We start from the raw sequence: 21,863 nt of genomic DNA, 5'->3' as shown, positions 1-21,863 counted from the left end.
CGACCGGCCCGCAGACGCGGACCGGAGATGCCCGAAGGGCAATTGACCCTCCAGGAACCCCCGGTCCTCGCCGAGACAGTTCCGGACACCTCGGCAATATGGACCTATTTGCCGATGGCGCTGATGTCGGTCTCGATGATGCTCATGTTCCTGCGGCCAGGCGGCGGGAACGGCGTCTTCATGTACCTGGCGATGGGCGTCATGGCGCTCTCCGCCGGTGCCATGCTGCTGGGACAGCTGATGCGCCGCTCCAGCGAACGCAAGCAGCGTCTGAAGGGCGAGCGCCGGGATTACCTCCGCTACCTGGCGCAGACGCGTAAGCGGGTCCGTACCACCATCGCGGAGCAGCAGCGGGCACTCGCCTGGCGGCACCCGGAGCCCGCGTCGCTGCGCTCGCTGGCCCGTACGTCACGGCTGTGGGAACGCCGCCCGGCGGACGAGGACTTCGGCGAGGTCCGTCTCGCGGTCGGCGAGCAGCAGCTGGCGCTCAGCCTGAACCCCGTCTCCACCCGCCCGGTCGAGGACCTCGAACCTCTCTGCGCCCATGCCCTGCGGCGCTTCATCCGTGCCTACTCCACCATCCCCGACCAGCCGCTCGGCCTCTATCTGCGCTCCTCGGCCCGGATCCTGCTGCGCCCCGAGGGGGCGGACGGCGAGCGCGCGGAGCCGGACACCCTGGCGCGCGGTGCGGACGGCGCCGCCGGAGGCGAACCGGCCGCCGGCGAGGCGGACGCGGTACGCGCGCTGGTACGCGCCGTGCTCGGGCAGCTGGCGGTGTTCCACGCACCCGAGGAGCTGTGGCTCGCGGTCTGTGTGAGCGACGAGCGGCGCCCGGACTGGGAATGGGTCAAGTGGCTGCCGCACGCGCTGGATCCGTACGAGGAGGACGGCGCCGGCCAGGCCCGCAGGATCACCGCCGACCTCACCGAGCTGGACGATCTGCTCGGCGCCGAGTTCGCCGAGCGTCCGGGCTTCGACCCGGAGGGGCGCCCCGGCCGGGACGAGCCCTACACGGTCGTCGTCCTGGACGGTGTCACCGTTCCGGAGGGACATCGCTGGGAGGGGAACGGCTACCGCAACGCCCTGGCCCTCGACGTCTCCGGGGCGCTGCGCTGGCGGCCGGGACGCAACACGCTGCGGCTGACCGTAGGGGCCGACCAGGTGAGCCTGGTGCGCACCGACCGCAGCCGCAAGGAACGCTCCGTACCCCTCGGCCGCCCGGACCGGCTCGGCCCGCTCGGCGCGGAGTCGCTCGCCCGGCTCATCACTCCCCGGCGGATGAGCCTGGGTACCGACATCGCCCAGCCGCTGGACGCCGACGTCGAGCTGACCACCCTGCTCGGCATCCCCGACCTGCACCGGCACGACCCGCGCACCCTCTTCGAGCGGCACACCGGCTCCACCCGGCTGCGGGTGCCGATCGCGGTCGGCGTCGACGGCCGCCCGGTGGAACTGGACATCAAGGAGTCCGCGCAGGGCGGCATGGGCCCGCACGGCATGCTCATCGGTGCCACCGGGTCCGGCAAGAGCGAACTCCTGCGTACCCTCGTCCTCGGACTCGCCCTGACCAACTCGTCCGAGACGCTGAACTTCGTGCTGGTCGACTTCAAGGGCGGTGCCACGTTCCTCGGTCTGGAGGAACTCCCCCACACCTCCGCCGTCATCACCAACCTCGCCGACGAGGTCGCGCTGGTGGAGCGCATGCAGGACGCTCTTCACGGCGAACTCATCCGCCGGCAGGAGCTGTTGCGGGCCGCGGGGAACTACACCTCCGCGCTGGAGTACGAGCGGGCACGCGCCGCCGGCTCGGCTCTCACCCCGCTGCCGAGCCTCTTCGTCGTGGTCGACGAGTTCAGTGAGCTCCTCTCCACGCACCGCGAGTTCATGGACCTCTTCGTGATGATCGGCCGCCTCGGCCGTTCCCTCGGGGTGCATCTGCTGCTCGCGTCGCAGCGCCTGGACGAGGGCCGCATGCACCAGCTGGAGAGCCATCTGTCGTACCGCATCGGCCTGCGCACCTTCTCCGCCATGGAGAGCCGGGGCGTGCTCGGGGTGCCTGACGCCTACGAGCTGCCGGCCCAGCCCGGGAGCGGCTATCTGAAGTCCGGTGTGGAGGCCCTGACCCGGTTCCGCGCGGCGTACTCCTCGGGCACGTACCGGCGTCGCACCGGCGCGGTGGTGCAGGCCCGGGTCGCCAGCCAGGTGGCACCGTGGACCAGTGGGTGGGTGGTGCCGCGTGCCCTGCCGCCCGTCCCCGATCCGGAGCCGGAGGCGGGGCAGGCGGAGGACGAGGAGGCGCTGCTCGACGTGGCTCTCGACCGGCTGCGCGACTCCGGCCCCGCCGCCCACCAGGTGTGGCTGCCTCCACTGGACGAGCCCTCACCGCTGGACGTCCTGCTGCCCGGCCTCACCCCCGACCCGGAGCGTGGCCTCACGTGCGCCGGCTGGCCGGGCACCGGCAGGCTGCGGGTCCCCGTCGGTCTCGTCGACAAGCCCTTCGAGCAGCGCCGCGACCCGCTGGTCGTCGATCTGTCGGGAGCCGGCGGCCATGTCGCGATCGCGGGCGGCTCGCAGAGCGGCAAGTCCACCCTGGCCCGGACGTTGATAGCGGCCCTGGCCCTCACCCACACCCCCGCGGAGGTCCAGTTCTACTGCCTCGACTTCGGCGGTGGCGGCCTCTCGCAGCTGGCCGCGCTCCCCCACGTCGGCGGCGTCGCCGCGCGGCTCAACCCCGAGCGGGTGCACCGGGCCGTCGCCGAGGTGATGACGCTGCTCGCCCGCCGCGAGCAGTTCTTCGTGGACCACACGCTGGACTCCATGCAGTCCTACCGGCGCCGCCGGGCCGCCGGGGAGTTCCCCGACGAGCCGTTCGGTGACGTCTTCATGGTTGTCGACGGCTGGTCCACCGTCCGTCAGGACTACGACGACCTGATACCGAAGTTCAACGAACTCGCCGCCCGTGGCCTCAACTACGGCATCCACCTGCTCATCACCACCACCCGGTGGGTCGAGCTGTCGGCCCAGGTACGTGACCAGGCCGCCACCCGCCTCGAACTGCGGTTGGGCGACCCGATGGACTCCGAGATCGACACCCGCAAGGCCCGCTCGGTGCCGCGCAGCGGCGGCCGGGGCATCACCGCCGACAGCAAGATGCACTTCCTCGCCGGTCTGCCCCGCCTCGACGGCAGCGGCTCGCTCGACGACCTCGGTGAAGGAGTCACGCATCTGGTCGGCGAGATCTCCCGTCACTGGTCCGGCGCTTCCGCTCCCCGGATCAGGATGCTGCCGCACCGGCTCCCGCTCGCCGATCTCCCCGCGCCCGAGCCCACCGAGGGCGGCGGCATGCGCCTCGCGCTCGGTATCGACCAGGAGGCCCTGGAACCGGTCTGGCACGACTTCAGCCGCACCCCGCACCTGATCGTGGTCGGCGACACGGAGAGCGGCAAGACCAACCTGCTCCGCCGCATCTCGAAGGGCATCACCGACCGGTACGCCCCGGACGAGGCGAAGATCATCGTGGTGGACTACCGCCGCACCCTGGTGGACGCCGTCCCCGAGGAGTACCGCATCGGCCACGTGATCTCGCTGGACAATCTCAACGAGACCGTCGAGGGCGCCGCGCGCGCCATGAAGGGGCGCGTCCCCGGCGCGGACATCGCACCCGCCCGGATGCGTCAGTGCGACTGGTGGACCGGGCCGCGGCTCTTCATCCTGGTCGACGACTACGACATGGTCTCCGGCAACTCGTTCCAGAGTCCGTTCGAGCCGCTCTTCGAGAATCTGACCCTGGGATTCGAGATGGGTCTGCACCTGGTCGTCGCCCGCAGCGCCATGGGTGCCGGCCGCGGCCTCAGCGACGGTCTCGTCCGGCGGCTCGACGAGGCCAACAACCCCGCCGTGCTGCTGTCCTGCCCGCCCACGGAAGGCCGCCTCTTCGGCGACGCCAAACCCCTCAATCTGCCGCCCGGCCGGGCCCTTCACATCGCCCGCCGCCGGCCCCGGCTGATGCAGACGGCCCTGATGGAGGAGAGCAGGGGACAGCGGGACTGAGGCGGGACGACACGCAGCGGAAGCGGGGGCCACCGGTGGTGGCCCCCGCTTCCGTTCGGGCCGGGCAACACTGCGGGCGCCCCCGGGCCGAAGCCCTCGCTCAGTCCCGTCTCGCTCCGCCCGCTTCCGCCGGGCGCCATCCCCGCTTGCGGGCCCGGGAGAAGGTGAACGTGGCCCAGAGCAGCGCGAGGACGGTGGCGGAGCCGAGCAGTACGAGGAGAACCGCTCGGCCCGCGGCGCGGTCGGCCCCCGAGGTGTCGCGGACGGTCACGGGGACGGCGGCGCCCTCGGCACCCGCGGACGCCGGCGGGGCACCGAGGACCGTGGTGACGGCGGCGTAGGGGTCCAGCTGGGGAATGTCGGCGGGGTAGGCCGTGGCCGTCAGACGGCGGACGACGGCGTCGGGCGATTCGTCGGGGTGCGCGGCCCGGACCGCCGCAGCGGCACCGGCGGCGTAGGCGGTGGCCACGGGCACGCCACCGCCGAGGTAGTGCCCGTCGCCGCGCGGGCCGCCGGAGACCACACCTGCGCCGGGGGCGGCCAGGTCGATGCCGTCGGTGGGCAGGGAGCCGTCAGGCCGGGCACCGCCGGGAAGCATGCCCGCGACCGAGAGGACGCCGGGCTCACCGGCCGGCCAGTACGTGCGGGACGGAGTCTCCTCGCCCTCGCTCCGGGACGGTGGGTCCGGGGTGGCCGCGGCCACGACGACGGCGCCCGCCCGGCGTGCCTCGGCGACCGCGCCGCTCAGTGCCGCGTCCTGACGCGGCAGGGCGACCGCGACCGCGATCACGTCGGCCCCGGCCTCGGTCGCCTTGCGCAGCGCGTCCACGACCAGGGCGGAACTCGCCTGTCCGCGACGGTCGGTACCACGCAGGGCGAGGATCTCCGCGTCCGGTGCGACGCCCGCCAGACGCGGGCTGTCCCCTCCCGTCCCGGCGATCAGGCCGGCCAGGAAGGTGCCGTGCCCGACGCAGTCGTCACCGGCCGGGCCCTCGGCGGTCACCCGGCCGTCGAGGCCGTCGGCGCCGGGAGCCACACCGGTGTCGATCAGCGCCACGGTCACACCCTCGCCGGTGCTGTGCTGGTGCAGCCGGTCCAGGTCCAGGCGCTGGCGCGACCAGTCCTGCTTCTTCGCCTTCTCGCGGGACGCGGGTGTGCAGACCACGCCCTCGGCATCCGGGTCCAGCGCGGAGGGCATGCCGGGAAGCTCCTGGCCCTTGTCCCCCTCGGCCGCCGGGAGACGGGAGAGAGGCCCCGCCTGGGCCGGGACCACCACGGACAGCAGCAGGGTGGCGGCGAGGCCCGGGCCGGACAGCAGCCGGGCGATCCCCCGGGCGCGAGGCCTCATCGGGGAGCCGCCTCGGGCGCCACGACGGCGACGTCGGCGGGGAGGAGGATGCGCAGGTCGTCCAGGGTGGGAGCGGCCACCGAACTGAGCCGTCCCGCCTGCCGGGTGACCATCGACTCGACCACCTGGCGGGCCAGGCGGGCGTTGCCGAAGGAGCGGTCCCGGGGCAGCGAGTCGAAGTACTCCTTGAGCAGCGGGCCGGTACCGGGCCCGCACTCGTAGCCCATGTTCGTCGCCTGGGTGCGCACGATCGTGACGAGTTCCTCGGAGGAGTAGTCGGCGAAGCCGATCCGGCGCGGGAAGCGGGAGGAGAGGCCCGGGTTGGACGCGAGGAAGCGTTCCATCTCGTCGGTGTAGCCGGCGACGATGACCACCACGTCGTCGCGGTGGTCCTCCATCAGCTTCAGCAGGGTGTCCACCGCCTCCTGGCCGAAGTCGGCGCCGCCGCCGCGCGGTGTGAGGGTGTAGGCCTCGTCGATGAACAGCACGCCGCCGCGCGCCCGTTCGAAGACCTCGCGGGTGAGCTGGGCGGTGTGACCGATGTAGCGGCCGACCAGGTCGGCGCGCGCGGCCTCGACCAGCTGGCCCCGGTCCAGGATGCCCAGCTGGGTCAGGATCTCGCCGTACAGGCGGGCGATGGTGGTCTTGCCGGTACCGGGCGGGCCCGTGAAGACCAGGTGGTGGCTGAGCGAGGGGACCGGCAGCCCGGCGGCGGCGCGATGGCGGGCCGTCGTGATGAGGTTGACCAGGTCCGCGACATCGCGCTTCACCTCGGCCAGACCGATCATGTCACCGAGGCGCGTCAGCGGGTCGTCGGCCGGTACGGCGGTCTCGGTGGACTTCGCGGCGGCGGCGACGGAGACGTCCTCCGGCATCAGCAGCCGCAGATCGCGCTCGCCGATCTGCGACTGGGCGGAGAGCCGGATCGCCTGTCTGTCCACCATCTCCTCGAACACCCCGCGGGCGGCACGTCCGTTGCCGAAGCCGGCGTCCCTCGGCATCGCCCCGAAGTGGGCGGCCAGCGCCTCCGCGGTGCCCTCGCCCAGTTCGTACTGGTGCTGACCGCACATGTTCTCCATGATCGCGACCAGCTCGGGCACCGAGTAGTTCTCGAACTCGACGGTCCGCGAGAAGCGTGAGGCCAGGCCGGGGTTGGAGCCGAGGAAGGAGTCCATCTCGCGGGAGTAGCCCGCCGCGACCACCACCACGTCGTCGCGGTGGTCCTCCATCAGCTTGAGCAGGGTGTCCACCGCCTCCCGGCCGAAGTCGGCACCGCCGTTGCCGCTGTCCGCGGTCAGCGTGTACGCCTCGTCGATGAACAGCACTCCTCCCAGCGCCCGTTCGAAGGTCTCGGAGGTCTTGATCGCCGTGCCGCCGACGACCTGGGCGACCAGGTCGGCGCGTGACACCTCGACCAGGTGCCCGCTGCGCAGCGATCCCAGCTCCGCCAGGATCGCGCCGTAGAGCCGGGCGACGGTGGTCTTGCCGGTGCCCGGCGGGCCTGCGAAGACCAGATGCCTGCTCATGGGCGGTGCGGGCATGCCGAGTTGCTCGCGGCGCTGGGCGAGCTGGGTCAGGTTGACCAGCGTGCGCACCTGGTGCTTGACGTTCTCCAGACCGATCAGCGCGTTGAGGGCGCCGAGCGGGCCGTCCGCCCGGTCCGTCGCGGGCGCGTCCGCCGCACCCGAACCGGCCGGGTCGGTGTTCTCCGCGCTTCCGGTCCCCCAGGCGTCCCGCTTGCCGTTGCCCGTACTGGTCAGGCCTTCGACCGCGAGGCGTTCCCCGGGTGCGGTCTGCACGAGCCCGGCCCCCTCGTTCTCCCTGGCGAGGCAGTTGACGAGGGAGACGGGTGCGGTCGACTCCACTCTGAAGCCGTCCTGGGCACCGCCGGTGACCTCGCACCCGCTGATCGAGGCGAGCGCGCCCTCGTGGAGCATGAAGCCGTGGCCCTTGGGGGCGTGCACCGAGGTGCGGTTGGCGGTCAGTTCGCCACCGCCGGCCACCACCACGCCCTCCTCACCGGACACCTCGACACGGAAGTCACGGACGGTGACGTTGCCGCCGTCCTCGACGACCAGGCCGCTGGTGACGGGCTCGGAGACTCCGCCACCTGCCAGGTAGAGAGTGCTGCCCGAGGCCACGCGCACACCCGCGCCCTTGGGCCTGACGACCTCGCAGTCCTCGACCCGGCCCCGGGCGTCCCTGGTCGCCGCGATGCCGTCGCCGGAGGGCTCCACCAGGCGGGCCCGGCGCAGCAGCGGATTGGCGCCGCCGAGCACCGCGACCGAAGGGGAGCCGCCGATCACCTCCAGGCGGTCGAGTTCGGGCGCCGAGTCCTCCTCCAGCAGCAGTCCCGCACCGTCGCAGTCCCGGACGGTCAGACCGGTGAGCGCCGGGGACGCCGCCCCCGCGACCCTGAGCGCCGCGCCCTGCGCGCCGTCCACCCAGCAGTCCTCGAAGGTGCCGCGCGCCCTGTCGGTGACCAGCACACCGTGGCCGCGTACGCGCGAGACCCGGCAGCGGCGCAGCACCGGGTCGGTGCCCCCTGCCAGGGTGATCCCGTTCCCGGAGGCGCCCGTGACCCGGACGTCCTCCAGCGTCGTACGGCCGGCGCTGCTCAGGTGCACGCCGGTGCTGGTGTCGTGGACCACGGTGCGGACCACCGACACGGCGCAGTTCTGTTCCAGGGCGATGGAGGGCTTGTCGGTGGAGGATATGTCGCAGTCCTCGACGCTGCCGCGCGTGTCGCCGTTGGCGAGCAGCCCGTTGCCACGGGCGTCGCGCACCGTGCAGTCACGGACGCGCGCCTCGCCCTGCTCGGCGAGGACCAGGCCGCTGGTGCCCAGGTGTTCGAGCGTGCAGGACTCGACGGTGGTGGGAGTCGTCGAGGTCACCACGATGCCGGCGCCCTGCGGGTTGCTCACCCTGCAGTCCCGCAGCGCGAGGGAACCCGTACCGCCGGCCAGCATCGCCGTCCAGGCGGCGCCGACGATCTCACAGCCGTCGAAGGCGGCCTGGCCGCGCCGTACGTCCACGGCCGGAAGCTCGGCGTCGCCGCCTCGCAGGGTCAGCTCGGAGAGCATCACGGCGTCCGCGCGGAGCGCGACCACGCTGCCCGAGCGCGGGCGGATCTCCACCGTGCCCCGCCCCTCGGCGGCGGTGAGGGTGACCCTCGTGTGGATCACCAGGTTCTCCGCGTACGTCCCGGGCCGGACGCTGATGAGCGCGCCGGTGCGGGCTGCGGCGAGTGCCTCACCGATCGTCGAAAAGCGGTCCCCGGGGCCGACCGACAGTACCTGGCGCGACACGCACCAACCTCCTTGCTACGGCGGCGTCTTCTGCGGACGCCCCTTTTCGGCCGGGGACGTGTGTCGGAGAGCCGACGGTGCCATCATGCCTCGCCCCCGGAGCGTGCGGGTTCCGGGAGAGGTACTCCCGGTGTGAGGGACGCCGTCAGGTGCTCCACTTCTGGGCGGGGTTGCCCGAGCACTTCAGCAGCTGCAGGGCTGCGCCGTTGTTGCGGTTGGCGCCCGCGATGTCGACGCACATGCCGACGACGGTGTTGACCAGGTCATGCGCACCGTTCAGGGCGAACTTCTGGGCGGCGTTGCCGTTGCACCAGGCGATCTGGATGACGGTGCCGTCGCTGAAGTTGGCGTTGGCCACGTCCAGGCACTTGTCCTTGATTCGGATGGTGCCGTCGGACGCGAACTGCCATTTCTGCGCGGGGGCGTTGTTGCAGTCCCATACGTGCAGCGCCTTGCCGTCGCTGAAGTCGTGGTCCGGTACGTCGATGCAGCGGCCCGAGAGATGGCTGCGCAGGGAGACCGGGGAGCTGAGGGTGACGGCCGGAGCGGCGGGCGCGGGCTGTGACTTCCTGGTGCCCGAATCCTTGTCGGTGCTCTTGCGCTCCGGCTTTTTCTGCTCGGCGTCCTTCTTCGGCGTGGCCTTGTCCGTGCTCTTCGCTGGTGCGGGAGCGGGAAGTTGCTTCTCCGGCTCGTCAGGCTTCTCGGCGCCCTTGTCCGGATCGGCCGCGGAGCTGGTTTCGGGCGTCGTGACGGCGAACTCGCCGGGGGCCTCCTGCCCACTGCCGTCGAGCACGGTTCCGGCCGCCAGAGCCGACGGCCGCTCAGGGCCCTTGTCGTCGTTCCCCGCGAGCATGAGGAACGGCACCGACACGAGGAGCGCCCCGGCGACCGCCGCACCGGCCAGCACCGCCTTGCCCGGACGTCCTACCGGGGCGGCCTGCTGCGGCCGGCCGATCGCGGTGGCCGTCATGGTCCGTACGAGCGCGGGCAGCCGGCTCTGGGCCGCGGCGGCGGCGCCCGGGTCGGCACCGGAGTCGGTCTCGGCCTCCGGCCGCGTGCCGGAGGAGGGCCCGGTGGCGGGGGCCGCGGGTGTGGCCGCCGCACCCTCGGCCTTCGATGTGCCGGCAGCTACGGGTTCGGAGGCCGCGGCTGTGGCAGATGCGGGTTCGGACGTCGACTTCGCGGGCTCTGGCGCCGTCGTCGGCTCCGGGGACTTCGCGGGCTCCGACATCGTGGCCGGCTCCGGGGACTTCGCGGGCTCGGACGTCGTGGCCGGCACCTCGGACTTCGCGGGCTCCGATGCGACCGCGGGCTCCTCCGGCTCGACGCCCTTCGTGGGTGCGGCGCTTTCGGAGGCTTCGGCGGCTTCGGTGTGCGAGGAGGACACTGCAGGCGAGTTGGGCGCGCCCGCCGTCCCGCCCTCGGAACCGGACTCCGCGCGAGCCTCGGGGGAGACAGGGTGTTGCTGGGTCGAACGCGTCACGGGGTCCTCCCTGTGGTGTGGGGCCAGGGTGAAGCTGAGCTGTCGGCCCGGTCCCCGGAGGGAGCCTCGGCCGGGCCTCCGGTACGTTCCGCCGCACCGGAGGGAGGGACGGGGTCCTCGCCCGCGCCGGACGGCGTCCCGTCGCCGCTCACGGGACCGGCAAGGCTGTCAGCGGGGACGAGCAGCGGAGCCGCGGCCCCGCCGTTGACCAGCAGCAGGGTGCCGGGCCCGTTCGAGGAGCGGGCCAGGTCCCTTGCGGAGACCCTGTCATGGTGAAGTTCCGCGGACATGAACTCGTGTGCGGATGAGGTGAACAGGAGGATCACCGGCGCCCCGTCCCGTCCGGCGGCCGTGAGCGGCCCGCCGTCCGGCCCGCGCATCACGGTGATGTCCGCCTCCGCGAGCGCGGCGATCGCCTCTTCGGCGGAACCGTAACCCGTGGCGGCTCGCTGCGCCGCCGCGTCCACCGGGTCCGTGGGCTCCGGCCAGCCGAGTACACGCGCGGAGGGCCGGTACGCGGGATTGGCGCGGTACTCCCCTACTTCACCGCTCTCGTCCGACTGCCACTCCCCCAGCACCGCCCACTCCGGCGGCGTCCGCTCATCGGTCCACTCCGGATCCACCACTCCGATCCAGTGCCCTGGAGCCTGGCGGGCGGCGGCCCGCACGGCCTCGGGTATTCCGGACGTGTCGGCGTCGGCTTCGGCCGATGGGGAGGGGGCGACGGCGGGGCCGGAGCCATGGGGCGCCACGGCCGAGGCGCCGTGCCGGGCCGCATGCCGTTCTCCGGGCCGCATCTCCACCTGAGCTCTTGGTTCCGTACGAATGCGTGGGTGCCGAACATCGTACATACGCATCGACACTTGATCAGATCGGGATGCCAACAGGATGCCACACGGGCCCTGCCCGTAGACGGCCGGGGAAGATCCGTATCGGGCATCCACGTGCCCGTTCTCTGCCCGAACGAGGAACTTTCCGGGAGCAGTGAGGCGTCCGGGGACAAAGCTGCGCCCGGTCGCGACGGGGAGGCGCGACCGGCGGCCGTACGACGGGCTAAGTTGGTCACGCCATCGGCTACTTCGACGTTTCGCGCCCTCCGGCCGGACGTCCGGATCGAGGCCGTCCGGGAGACGCGCGCGGCTCGGACGGTTCCCGGCCGGCCTGCGGCCGCCACCGCACCGGGTCACGGGGAAGCCGACGACGAGGAGCGGGCCCGCGCCGGTTCTCCTCGACGTTCCATCGACCGACACACGCCAGTCCACCGGGCGTTCACCCGGACCCCGGATGCCACCGGACGGGTCAGCGCCCGCCGACAGCTCCGCCACCGAGGAGGAGTACCGCATGTCCCCCCAGCACCAGCCCCCCGGCGCGAACGCGGCGGCGACGAACACGGCCCGCACAGGGGAGGCCGGACCTCCACCCGCGCCCGCCGAACCGGACGAGCAGACGGCGAGCACGGCGGCGGGCGCCGGGCCGAAGTCCGGCACCACCGCCCCCGAAGCGCCCGGGGAGACCGGGGCTTCCGGGCGGCCGAAGAAAACCGAGAGGGCCCGGGGGTCCGGGAAGGCCGGAACGAGCGAGGAGGAGCCCGAGCCCACCGCCACCACGCCGGCCTCCGCGCCCGCCGCCGCCCCGGCCCTCGCGACCACGCCCGCGGCCACCGCATCCTCCGCCGCGGGGACGTCCGAGGCGCCCGCGGAGGGCGCGGCGAAAGCTTCCGAGGAGGGCGCCACCCAGGCGACGGCCGCCGTGGCGACCCCTCCGGCCGCCAGGACGACCACCGGCGTCGACGGAGGACGCCCTCGCAAGCCCGTCCTGGCAGCGGCGGCGATCGTCGGTACCGCCCTCATAGCCATACCGTTGCTGCTCATCGGCGCGAAGGACGAGGAACCCCGCGACACCGGAGGTGGTACCGCGGCGGGTTCCGACACGGTGCTGAACGCGGACGCCCCGCCCGCCGCCCTCGACGACTTCGTGACCGTGAAGCCCAGCGCTTCCCCGACCAAGGCGAAGCCGAAGGAGAGCCCGGTCCCGAAGGCAGTCGCCCCCAAGCCCATCGTGCCCGCGCCTGCGCCCAGGACGAGCAGCCCGGCCGCGAAGACCTCGCCCCGGCCCCCTGCGCCCAAGGCCTCTCCGAAGCCCGTCTGGGGTACCGCGACCGTCTCGGCGCCGAGCGTCCTGCAGGTCAATCAGGCCTGGACGACCAACCGCATCCGCATGGTCATGCAGCCCGACGGCAACCTCGTCGTCCTCAACGAGCAGGGCAAGCCGATCTGGGCGGCCATGACCTTCGGGCAGAACCACCGGGCGATCTTCCAGCCGGACGGCAACCTCGTCATCCACAACGGCGACGACCGCGCCATCTGGGCTTCCCGGACCCACGACCACCCGGGCGCCCAGATGGTACTGCGGGCCGACGCTAAGGTGGTCATCGTGGACAACGGCGCGGTCCTCTGGTCGACCTGAGGCCTACTCACCGGCCGGCGCGGCGGCACGAACGAGGGCGTGCGCCAGATCGATGCTCGCCGCGAGGGTGCCCAGCGCGAGCGGCTGCGTGGCAAGAGCGCCCTCGTGCACCACGAGGAGCTGCGCGCCGAGGACCGCGGGCCCCGAGCACCCCGCCGCGGTGGCGAGCTCCGTGAACAGGTTCAGCAGCCAGCGCTTCTGGCTCGCGGCGATGTGGTGCGCGGGGTGCGCGGGGTCCGGGAGTTCGGCCAGCGCGTTGATGAACGCGCATCCACGCGTGTTGGTCCCGGTCCAGGTCCGCAGGGCGTCGAAGGGAGCGGTGACTGCCTCGACCGGGCCTTCACAGGCGTCGACGGCGCCGAGGACGAGTGACCGCCACCGCTCGTCACGTCGCCCGAGGTAGACGGCGACGAGGTGGTCCTTCGAACCGAACTGGTTGTAGAGGGTCCGCTTGGTCACGCCCGAGTGCTCGGCGATCAGATCCACGCCGACCGCCGTGATCCCCCGGTCGTAGAACAGTTCCTCGGCCGCCGCCGCGATGCGACGGCCGGCCGGTGTCATGAGCCGCTCCTCCCGCACGGGACGCTCCTTCACTGATCGGTGTACGGTGGATGAAGTTCACAGATCAGTATACCCAAGGGAGGTTCTGGAGATGGGTGTCCCCGAGACCATGCGCGCAGTGCGCATCGCACGGCACGGAGGGCCGGAGGTTCTCGAAGTGGTGGAGGTGGCGGTGCCCGCCCCGCAGGCCGGGGAGCTACTCGTCCGGGTCGGCGCCGTAGCGCTCAACAACACCGACCTGTGGACCCGGGAGGGCGCGTACGGCAGTCCCGGTGACCCGAACGCGCTGTCGGGCTGGCGCGGCCCGGTCACCTTCCCCCGCATCCAGGGCGCCGACGTGGCCGGCCGGGTCGCTGCGGTCGGCTCCGGCGTGGACGAGGGCCTCGTCGGCCGCCGCGTCGTCGTCGACCCGGCGACGTACGACGCCGAGGGGCCGGACGCGAACCCGGTGGGTCTCATGGGGAGCGAACGCGACGGCGGTTACGCCGAGTACGTGACCGCTCCGGCGGTGCGCGTGCACGACGTGACGGAGTCCCCCCTCACCGACGACCAGCTCGCGGCCCTGCCGACCGCGTACGGCACGGCGCTGGGCATGATCGAGCGGGGCCTGCTGCGGGAGGGGGAGACCGTCCTGGTGTCGGGAGCGTCCGGCGGAGTCGGCCTGGCGCTGGTGCAGATCGCCCGCGCACGCGGGGCGAGGGTACTCGCCGTCAGCAGCGGCTCCAAGGTGCAGGCCGTGCGCGAGGCGGGCGCTCACGAGGTGTTCGACCGCGCGCGGGACGTCGTCGAGCAGATCCGCGCCGCCGCCCCGGAGGGCATCGACGTCGCCCTCGACGTGGTCGCGGGGGACCTGGTGGGCGAGGGGCTGGCCCTGCTGCGTGAAGGCGGCCGGTGGGTCGTCGCCGGCGCGCTCGGCGGTTACGACGTGACCTTCGACGTGCGCAGGCTCTACCTGCACAACACGCGTCTGATCGGCTCCTCGATGCACACGCCCACGCACTTCGGGCTCCTGATGGACCTGGCACGCCGGGCCGCTGTCCAGCCCGTCGTGGCCGCGGCCTTTCCCTTGGACCAGGCCGCTCGTGCGCAGGAGGAGCTGGCCCGCAGGAAGCACGTCGGAAAGATCGTGCTGCACCCGTAGACCGCCCCGACCTCATGTTTCCGGGGGCTGTGAGGGCACCTCGGTGAATCCGGACTCATGCGTGCGGGGCCGTGAGGCCACCTCGGTGAACCCGGCCGGCCGGTCCTGTGGCCTCTCGCCTCGGCCGCCGCGGCGGGGCCGGTGGATGGACCGCGCCTACTTCCGCAGGACCCACACGTAGTGCCAGCCACCCCGCGGAGCCCGGTGCTCGGTTTCGGCGAACGCATGGACGGCAGGCCACAGGCCGGCCCCTCCGGCCGCGCGCCTCGCACCGACGGTGAGCGCGCTTTGCAGGGCATCGGGGCGGACAGCGACCAGGACGGCACGCACGGAATTCGGCACCCCACCGGCACGGGCGAGGGCTCCGGACCGGGTCGCGCCGGCCATCTCGGCGGCGGCGGCGCCGAGATGGCCACGGACGGAGCGCGCGATGCGTTCCAGGGCTGCCTGGGAGTGGACCGCTTCCAGCGCGCCGTCGAGTTCGAGGAGGTCCGAGCGCACGAGGTCGCGGTAGCGGGCGCGGACGTCGGATTCCTCGCCGAGGGCCCGGGCGAGGGCGCCGGGGCTGAGACCGTCGAGGAAGGGAAGGTCCGTCTCGACTATCGGCCGGACCACCCGCCCGGCGAGCGGTTTGACCTCCACCAGGTCCACGGCTCGGCCGTGCCGCATCACGTGGTCGACGGTCAGGTCCTCGAAGGAGGACAGCGGGCCGGGTGGTTCGCGGTTCTCCCCCGACTTACCCCTCGCGAAGACCGGCCCGTACCAGGCCAGTCCGGCGCGCAGCAGGGGCTCGGCGTCCAGGAGCCATCGGCCCAGCTCGGTGAGGTCTTTCGTCACCATCCCGTACCGGTGGGTGAGGGTGGCCTCGTAGGGCATCTCCCCCGGCAGCGAGCTGAACGAGACGTCTCGCGAGCACGTACCGAGCTGATGCATCGCTCCGATGCCGTGGTCGGACAGGAGCAGAGTGTCCACGACGAACACCGTGCGCCGGGTGACGTGGGTGAAGCTCCCTGGTTCCGCGAACAACCCGACATGATGGAGGGAGGCCGCAGCGGGCCGGTGGAGGAGCAGCTGGTACTCGGGGTGGAGCGCGCGGCCGTACTTCAGGGCGACGTCCTCGGCCGAGGACCGCTCCTGCGGAGTGAGCGAGTCGTAGAACTTGTTCAGTTGGACCGCGATGCTCCGGTCGTGGCGTGCTCGCCGGTCCTGCCACGCGCGCAGCCTCCGTCGTAACATCCGCCCAGGATGGCAGACGGCACGGGATCCGTCCGCCCCCGCGACGCCGCGCGAGCCGATGCGTGTGAGGCATCGGCTCGGAGCAGGCTCCTGGGGCCGGACCGCCGTTGCGGGCCGGACCGCCGTCACGAGGTGGACCGCCGTCACGAGGTGGACCGCTCGCTTCCGGGTTCAGTGAGCGAGCAGGCCCTTGAACGTGTTGCTGGCGAAGTCCATGGAGACGCTGTACCTCGTGCCGTCCTTGACGTCGTCGGCGATCACTCGCCACTCGTTCAGGTCGCCCGAGTGGAACTCCTTCCAGGAGTTGCAGCTCGTGCCACCGGATGACGGATGGAAGCACACCCGGACGTACAGCGGGTCGGCGTTGCCCCAACTGGTGAACTTCAGGTTGATGTCGCTGCACCGGGACGTGGTGGTGTACGGGCCGAAACGGTGCTCGGCCTGGTCCGTTCCCATGCTGAACGTCTTGCTGACCGCGCCCCCGTAACAGGTCGCGGCTGCCGCCGGCGACGCGGCCCCCACCGTGAGCGCTCCGGCCGCCATGGCCAGCCCGCCCGCGACCGCTGTCAGCCGCTGCGTCGTCTTCCTCATGTCCCCGTCTCCCCTGGGCTCCGATGCCGGAGCAACCGGTGCGGAATCCACGGGCTTCCGATCGCCCGTACATCCGGTTGCCCCTCCAGCGTCCCCGGTTCGGGTGCGGCTTCCCAGGCTCTTGCGCCCTGCCGCAACAGCCCAGGCCGCGAGGGGGATGTGAGTGCGTCACGGACGCGGCACCTCTTCGGGCGGTGACATCCTGGGGAGACCATGCGTGAGAAGCGTCCTCGGGCGAAAGGAACAGCAGCGTGGACCGTGTGAGGGTGATCGGTGCCGGCGTGATCGGACTCACCACCGCCGTCTGCCTCGCGGAGGCCGGAGTGGACGTCGAGGTCGTCAGCGACCGGCGGCCGGACGCCACGACGTCCGCTGCCGCCGGCGCCATGTGGGACCCGTACCTGGTGGAACCGGCCGACCAGGTCGACCGCTGGAGCCGGGTCACCCTGTCGGTGCTGCGCGAGCTGAGTGCCGAGACCGGGAGCGGCGTCCGTCTCGTGGAAGGGACGCAGCAGTCCCGGTATCCACGCGAACTCCCGTCCTGGACAACCGTGGTCGGCGCCCGCCCGTGCCTGCCCGGCGACCTCCGGCGCGGCTACGTCACCGGGTGGCGCTATCAGGCGCCCCTCGTCGACATGCCCCGCTTCCTCGACCACCTTCTCCGGCGGCTCCTACGGGCCGGCGGGCATCTGCGTCAGCACCGGTACGCCACCATCAACGACAGCGTGGACGGCGCGGCCCGGGTGGTGGTCAACTGCACGGGCGCGGGAGCGCGGTCCCTGGTGGCCGATCCGCTCGTCGACGCGGTGCGAGGTCAGCTCGTCGTCGTCGAGAACCCGGGCATCGAGTCGTTCTTCTGCGACGACACCCCCGGCGCCCCTCTCACCTACGTGTATCCGCACGGGGACACCGTCGTGCTGGGAGGCACCGCGGAGCCGGGCACGTGGGATCTGGAGCCCGACCAGGAGGCGGCGCGGCAGATCCTCGCTCGCTGTGCCGCTGTCGAACCGCTGCTGGCGGGCGCCCGGGTGATCGAGCACCGGGTCGGCCTACGCCCGGCACGCCCCCGCATCAGGCTGGAGACGGAGCCGTACGGCGACACGGCTGTAGTACACAACTACGGACACGGCGGCGCCGGGCTCACCGTCTCCTGGGGGTGCGCGCGTGAGGCGGCGGAACACGTACGGCGCGCCCTGGGACTCACGCCCTGATCTGCCACTGCCGCCGGTGCTCGGCGATTCCCGCCTCCGCGCCCTGACGTACGAGGTACAGCCACGTACGGGCCGCCAGCGTGGCGGCCAGGGCGGCGGTCCAGGGCCAGGTGACGGTCCCGGCGGCCACGACGGCGGCTCCCGCGGCCGGGGAGGCGGCGGTCAGCACCATCAACGCGGCCTCGATCCTGTTGTGCCGGAAGCGCCGGGCGATGGAGAACTCCGATCGCTCGTAGCCGAGGATCGCGACGCCGAGCGCGACGGCCAGCACCATGGTCGTCCAGGGGTTTCCGCTGACCTGGGCGTAGGTGACGGGAAGACAGATCAGGAACGGCAGCACTCCCCCGTACTCGGACAGCACATTGCCCCACTTCATGATCTTCCCGAACGAGTTGGCGCGAATGCGGGCCAGCTCTCCGGAGGCGCTCGCGTAGATGATCAGGGAGAGCAGCGTGCTGGACGTCGCGCCGATGAGGAGCAGCCGCACATCGTCGGGGAAGCGGCTCGAGGTGAGCGCGAAACCGAGGATGAACGTGATGGCAGCCAGCAGGGACCCCGAGAAGGCGATACCGGCTGCGGCCTCACCGGACTGGAGCGACGCGGGGTCTCCTCGTTCGAACCGGGCTATCTCGAAGGCGGGTTCACCGGCGAGCGTGACCAACGCGGTCACGGCCTGGTCGGGGGCCGAGAGGGAGTCCACCAGCTGGTCCAGGGCGACCACGGGAACCAGGTGCCGGGCATCCGGGTCGATGTATTCGCCCCGTAACGTGTACTGGTAGTGGATCTGCGGCTCGGCGTCCGCTCCCGTCGTGAGCATCCGTGTGCCGATGAAGCCGTTGGCCAGCAGGAAACCGCCCGCCTCCAGCTCCGTGACCCCCACTGCCGCCGAGATCATCGGCCGCTCGGTGGGACTGCTCGGAATTCCCTCCAGCATGGCCCCCAGCAACCGGGACGCGATGCCTTGGCGGCGCATCCCGGAACGGACCGCCACCGCGAACAACCGCACATGGCCGGCCGAGGGTGCCTCGGCGGCCACGCAGCCCACGAGGGCACCCTCGGCCTCGGCCACATGCACCAGTCCGCGCGCCACGGCCTGTGACAGCAACGCGGAAGGAACCGGGGCGGCCGGCATGCAGTCGGCCGGCAGTGTGCGCAGGCGCGGCAGATCGTCAGCAGTCGCGGGCCTGATGGACACAACCGCCATGGCACTCCGTCCCGAAGGTTCAGCCGTGACCGGCCCGGGTGCCTGACACGCCCTGTGGCGCCGGGCGGAGACGGCGGCCGTCGCCACATGATGCGGGTGCGAAACCCCCTTGCGCCAGTAGCAGTTGGCGGGTTCACCCACCGTGCGCACGAGCGCCGCGGGCGCCCGGTTCACGCTGGGCGACGCCGTTGCACGGCCGAGGAGCAGCGGACCGACGGTCCGCGTCGTCCGGGGTGCACCCCCGCGGGTGCCGGCGCCCCGCGGTGCCGGCCGGGCCGGTTGCACCGCGGGTCCGGCCGGGCCGGTTGCACCGCGGCACCTGAATTTTTGAAAAAGCTCTGGCGTTCCGCACCCGCCTTGTGCTCATCTGGTGACACAGAGAGGCTCACTTTGTTTCATTGTACCGCCGAACAGCCGCAGGGCTGAAGGACTCGAGGAGGAGTTCCGGGCTATGGATGGACTCAGTAGGCGCAAGATGCTGCTGGCGGGAGGGGCCTTAGGGGCCGTCGGCGCGTTGGCCGCCGCATCGCCGGCCGGTGCACGGCCCCTGTGGACCTGGGCGCCGAGCGCATCGGTGGCAGGCACGGGAGAGGGTCTCGACCCGGAATGGGTGTGGGACGACGAGGTCGACCGGCTGATGGCCTCGGTGATCGACCGCGGGGATGTGCCGAAGGTCAACGAGCTGTTGCGCGCCTGGACCCGCAACGACCAGGCACTTCCGGCCGGACTCCCGCAGGACGTGCGCGAGTTCATGGAGAAGGCCCGGCAACTGCCTTCCTGGGCCGACCGGGACAAGCTGGAGACCGCGGCCGAGTTCAACAAGTCCCGGGGCTTCTACCTCAATCTGCTCAACGGAGTGGGCGGCGGGATGCTGAGCACCGCCATTCCCAGGGAGGCGCGGTCCGTCTACTACTCCAAGGGCGGCGCGGACATGGAGGACCGCGTCGCCAAGACGAGCCTCCTGGGCTTCGCCATCGGCGACCTGAACGCCTACCGACCGGACGGCGACGTCATCGTCCACGCCGTGAAGACCCGGATGGTGCACGCCGCGGTCCGTCACCTGCTGCCGCAGTCCCCGGGGTGGACCCGGACGGGCGACGGCCAGAAGATCCCGATCAGCCAGGCCGACATCATGGTCACCTGGCACAGCCTGGCCACCTACGCGATGCAGAAGCTGGTCGAGTGGAAGGTCCCGATCACCGCGGCCGACTCGGCGGCCTATCTTCACGTGTGGCAGGTGACCGCCCACATGCTCGGCGTCCGCGACGAGTACATCCCCGCCACGTGGGAGGCGGCCAGCTCCCAGTCCGAGCAGGTTCTCGATCCGGTCCTCGCCTCCACCAAGGAGGGAGTCGAGCTGACCGACATCCTGCTGGGCCAGCTCGCCGAGCAGACGAGCCCCGGCGGGATCGACCGCCCGCTCGTCGACGCACTGGCCCGGTTCCTCGTCGGTGACCGGGTCGCCGACATGGACGGGATCCCCGAGGAAGCGTTCTGGGGAAAGGTGATCGCCACCGTCTGGCCGAAGCTGATCGCCTTCCGGGAGAAGCTGATCCCCCTGCCGCTCGTGCCGCCGCTCGCCTGGACGATCGACGAGGCGGCGCGTCAGTACATCCTCTTCTACCTCACCAAGGGCCGGGGCACCCGGATCGAGATCCCCGACACCAACCGCCCCGCATCCCGCTGAGGTCACCCGCGGCGTGCGGGGCGGCGCCACGCCGTCAGCAGCCGGCCGTGCGTCTCCGGTCCCGCCGACTGCGGTAGCCGGCCGTGCGTCTCCGGTCCGCCGGACCGCGGTGTTCACCGATCAGAACTCACGAAGGAGCCCGGAAAGATGGACGCGTTCAGCAGGCGCAAGATGTTGATGACAGGCGGGGCCCTGGGAGCCGCCGGGGCGCTGGCGGCAGCCTCCCCCGCGAGTGCCCGGTCGCTGTGGACCTGGTCGCCCAGCGGGTCGGTGGCCGGGGCGGGGGCGGGCGTGGACCCCGAATGGGTGTGGGACGAGGAAGCGGACCCGGTGCTCGCCTCCGTGATCGACCGCGGTGACGTACCCAGGGTCAACACCCTGCTGAAGCGGTGGACCCGCAACGACCAGGCACTGCCCGACGGCCTCCCGGCAGACCTCAAGGAGTTCATGGAGCACGCCCGGCAGATGCCGGCCTGGGCGGACAAGGGCAAACTCGACCGCGCCGCCCAGTTCAGCAAGACCAAGGGCATCTACGTCGGGGCTCTGTACGGTCTCGGCAGCGGCCTGATGAGCACCGCCATCCCCAGGGAGGCGCGCGCCGTCTACTACTCCAAGGGCGGCGCGGACATGAAGGACCGCATCGCGAAGACCGCGCGGCTCGGCTACGACATCGGGGATCTGGACGCCTACCTGCCGCAGGGCTCGATGATCGTGACCGCCGTGAAGACACGCATGGTGCACGCGGCGGTACGCCATCTGCTCCCGCAGTCGCCGGGCTGGTCCCGGACCAGCGGCGGCCAGAAGATCCCGATCAGCCAGGCCGACATCATGGTCACCTGGCACAGCCTGGCCACGTTTGTCATGCGCAGGATGAAGGAGTGGGGTGTCCGGGTCAACGCCGCCGACTCGGAGGCGTATCTGCACGTGTGGCAGGTGAGCGCGCACATGCTCGGCGTCAGCGACGAGTACATCCCCAACTCCTGGGACGCCGCCAACGCCCAGTCCAAGCAGGTCCTCGACCCGATCCTCGCCCACAGTCAGGAGGGGGAGGCACTGACCAACGTCCTCCTCGGGATCGTGGCCGAACTCGACGCCGGTCTGACGCGCCCCCTGATCAGCGCCTTCACCCGGTACACGCTCGGCGGCGACGTCGGCGACATGATCGGCCTGTCCAAGCAGCCGGTGCTGGAAAAGCTCATAGCGACCGCGTGGCCGCTGCTGGTGGCCTTCCGCGAAGGGCTGGTGCCGCTGCCCGCGGTCCCTGCGGTCCTGTGGACGCTGGAGGAGGCCCTCCGCAAGTTCGTCCTGCTCTTCCTCGCCGAGGGCCGGCCCATCGCGATCGACATCCCCGACGTCAACCGTCCGTCCTGAGCCGCTCCTCACCTCTTCACCACCCCTGCACAGCCCCCGCCGCTGCCAGGGACGGCACCCTGGACCGTCCCTGGCAGCACCGTCCACCACCCCAGCCGGAGCCGCACCGCGCCATGCACCCACCGATGAGATCGCGCCGAAGCAGGACACCGGGACGGGTCCTCCGTCAGACTCCCGGAGACACGACGCCGAAGAGGCGTACGGGA

Annotated in this window: 14 protein-coding genes; 6 read left to right on the top strand and 8 right to left on the bottom strand. The window is 72.0% G+C overall.

The window, feature by feature from the left end:
* The first annotated feature begins 27 nt into the window (after positions 1–27).
* Entirely contained in the window at positions 28–4,050 is a 4,023-nt protein-coding gene (eccCa, locus tag ACFYQ6_RS06190) for a type VII secretion protein EccCa (RefSeq protein ID WP_361573332.1), read from the top strand.
* 100 nt (positions 4,051–4,150) lie between these two features.
* On the opposite strand, the gene ACFYQ6_RS06185 is transcribed toward eccCa, so the two are convergent.
* The 4 genes from ACFYQ6_RS06185 to ACFYQ6_RS06170 form a co-directional block, all read right to left on the bottom strand.
* Positions 4,151–5,398 carry a S8 family serine peptidase gene (locus ACFYQ6_RS06185; protein WP_388761023.1) on the bottom strand — a complete coding sequence of 416 codons (1,248 nt, stop codon included), beginning with the start codon at positions 5,396–5,398 and terminating at the stop codon, positions 4,151–4,153.
* Positions 5,395–8,706, bottom strand: a complete 3,312-nt coding sequence (locus tag ACFYQ6_RS06180; RefSeq protein ID WP_361573336.1) for a right-handed parallel beta-helix repeat-containing protein — start codon at positions 8,704–8,706, stop codon at positions 5,395–5,397. Before ACFYQ6_RS06180 ends, ACFYQ6_RS06185 begins: the two co-directional genes overlap by 4 nt.
* Before the next feature lie 145 nt (positions 8,707–8,851).
* The gene (locus ACFYQ6_RS06175; protein ID WP_388761020.1) at positions 8,852–10,189 is read right to left on the bottom strand and encodes a ricin-type beta-trefoil lectin domain protein; all 1,338 of its coding nucleotides are present in this window, start codon (positions 10,187–10,189) and stop codon (positions 8,852–8,854) included.
* On the bottom strand, positions 10,186–10,986 hold the full coding sequence (locus ACFYQ6_RS06170) for a type VII secretion system-associated protein (protein WP_361573444.1): 801 nt from the start codon (positions 10,984–10,986) through the stop codon (positions 10,186–10,188). Before ACFYQ6_RS06170 ends, ACFYQ6_RS06175 begins: the two co-directional genes overlap by 4 nt.
* Positions 10,987–11,530: 544 nt before the next feature.
* Here ACFYQ6_RS06170 and ACFYQ6_RS06165 point away from each other — a divergent pair.
* On the top strand, positions 11,531–12,655 hold the full coding sequence (locus tag ACFYQ6_RS06165) for a mannose-binding protein (protein WP_388761016.1): 1,125 nt from the start codon (positions 11,531–11,533) through the stop codon (positions 12,653–12,655).
* A 3-nt stretch (positions 12,656–12,658) separates the two neighbouring features.
* Here ACFYQ6_RS06165 and ACFYQ6_RS06160 read toward each other — a convergent pair whose 3' ends face one another.
* A complete protein-coding gene (locus tag ACFYQ6_RS06160; protein ID WP_361573342.1) occupies positions 12,659–13,216 on the bottom strand; it encodes a TetR family transcriptional regulator in 558 nt (185 codons plus the stop codon).
* A 91-nt stretch (positions 13,217–13,307) separates the two neighbouring features.
* Between ACFYQ6_RS06160 and ACFYQ6_RS06155 the strand changes: the two genes are divergently transcribed.
* The gene (locus tag ACFYQ6_RS06155) at positions 13,308–14,357 is read left to right on the top strand and encodes a zinc-binding dehydrogenase (protein WP_388761013.1); all 1,050 of its coding nucleotides are present in this window, start codon (positions 13,308–13,310) and stop codon (positions 14,355–14,357) included.
* Between the two features lie 156 nt (positions 14,358–14,513).
* On the opposite strand, the gene ACFYQ6_RS06150 is transcribed toward ACFYQ6_RS06155, so the two are convergent.
* Positions 14,514–15,593: a hypothetical protein gene (locus ACFYQ6_RS06150; RefSeq protein ID WP_388761010.1), complete on the bottom strand. Its 1,080-nt coding sequence runs from the start codon at positions 15,591–15,593 to the stop codon at positions 14,514–14,516.
* 171 nt (positions 15,594–15,764) lie between these two features.
* Positions 15,765–16,184, bottom strand: a complete 420-nt coding sequence (locus ACFYQ6_RS06145; RefSeq protein WP_361573348.1) for a hypothetical protein — start codon at positions 16,182–16,184, stop codon at positions 15,765–15,767.
* A 251-nt stretch (positions 16,185–16,435) separates the two neighbouring features.
* Here ACFYQ6_RS06145 and ACFYQ6_RS06140 point away from each other — a divergent pair, with 251 nt between their 5' ends.
* Positions 16,436–17,395: an FAD-dependent oxidoreductase gene (locus ACFYQ6_RS06140; protein ID WP_388761007.1), complete on the top strand. Its 960-nt coding sequence runs from the start codon at positions 16,436–16,438 to the stop codon at positions 17,393–17,395.
* Here the strand turns inward: ACFYQ6_RS06140 and ACFYQ6_RS06135 are convergent.
* Complete coding sequence (locus ACFYQ6_RS06135) at positions 17,385–18,599, bottom strand: GNAT family N-acetyltransferase (RefSeq protein ID WP_388761004.1); 1,215 nt, start codon at positions 18,597–18,599, stop codon at positions 17,385–17,387. The genes ACFYQ6_RS06140 and ACFYQ6_RS06135 overlap by 11 nt on opposite strands.
* A gap of 451 nt (positions 18,600–19,050) precedes the next feature.
* Here ACFYQ6_RS06135 and ACFYQ6_RS06130 point away from each other — a divergent pair, with 451 nt between their 5' ends.
* On the top strand, positions 19,051–20,286 hold the full coding sequence (locus ACFYQ6_RS06130) for an oxygenase MpaB family protein (protein WP_388761001.1): 1,236 nt from the start codon (positions 19,051–19,053) through the stop codon (positions 20,284–20,286).
* A gap of 147 nt (positions 20,287–20,433) precedes the next feature.
* Positions 20,434–21,657, top strand: coding sequence for an oxygenase MpaB family protein (locus ACFYQ6_RS06125; protein WP_361573358.1), 1,224 nt, complete (start codon positions 20,434–20,436; stop codon positions 21,655–21,657).
* The last annotated feature ends 206 nt before the right edge of the window (positions 21,658–21,863 follow it).

The organism is Streptomyces sp. NPDC005494 (assembly GCF_042872025.1).
Classification (GTDB): Bacteria; Actinomycetota; Actinomycetes; order Streptomycetales; family Streptomycetaceae; genus Streptomyces.
This window is presented reverse-complemented; position numbering and strand designations above follow the sequence as displayed.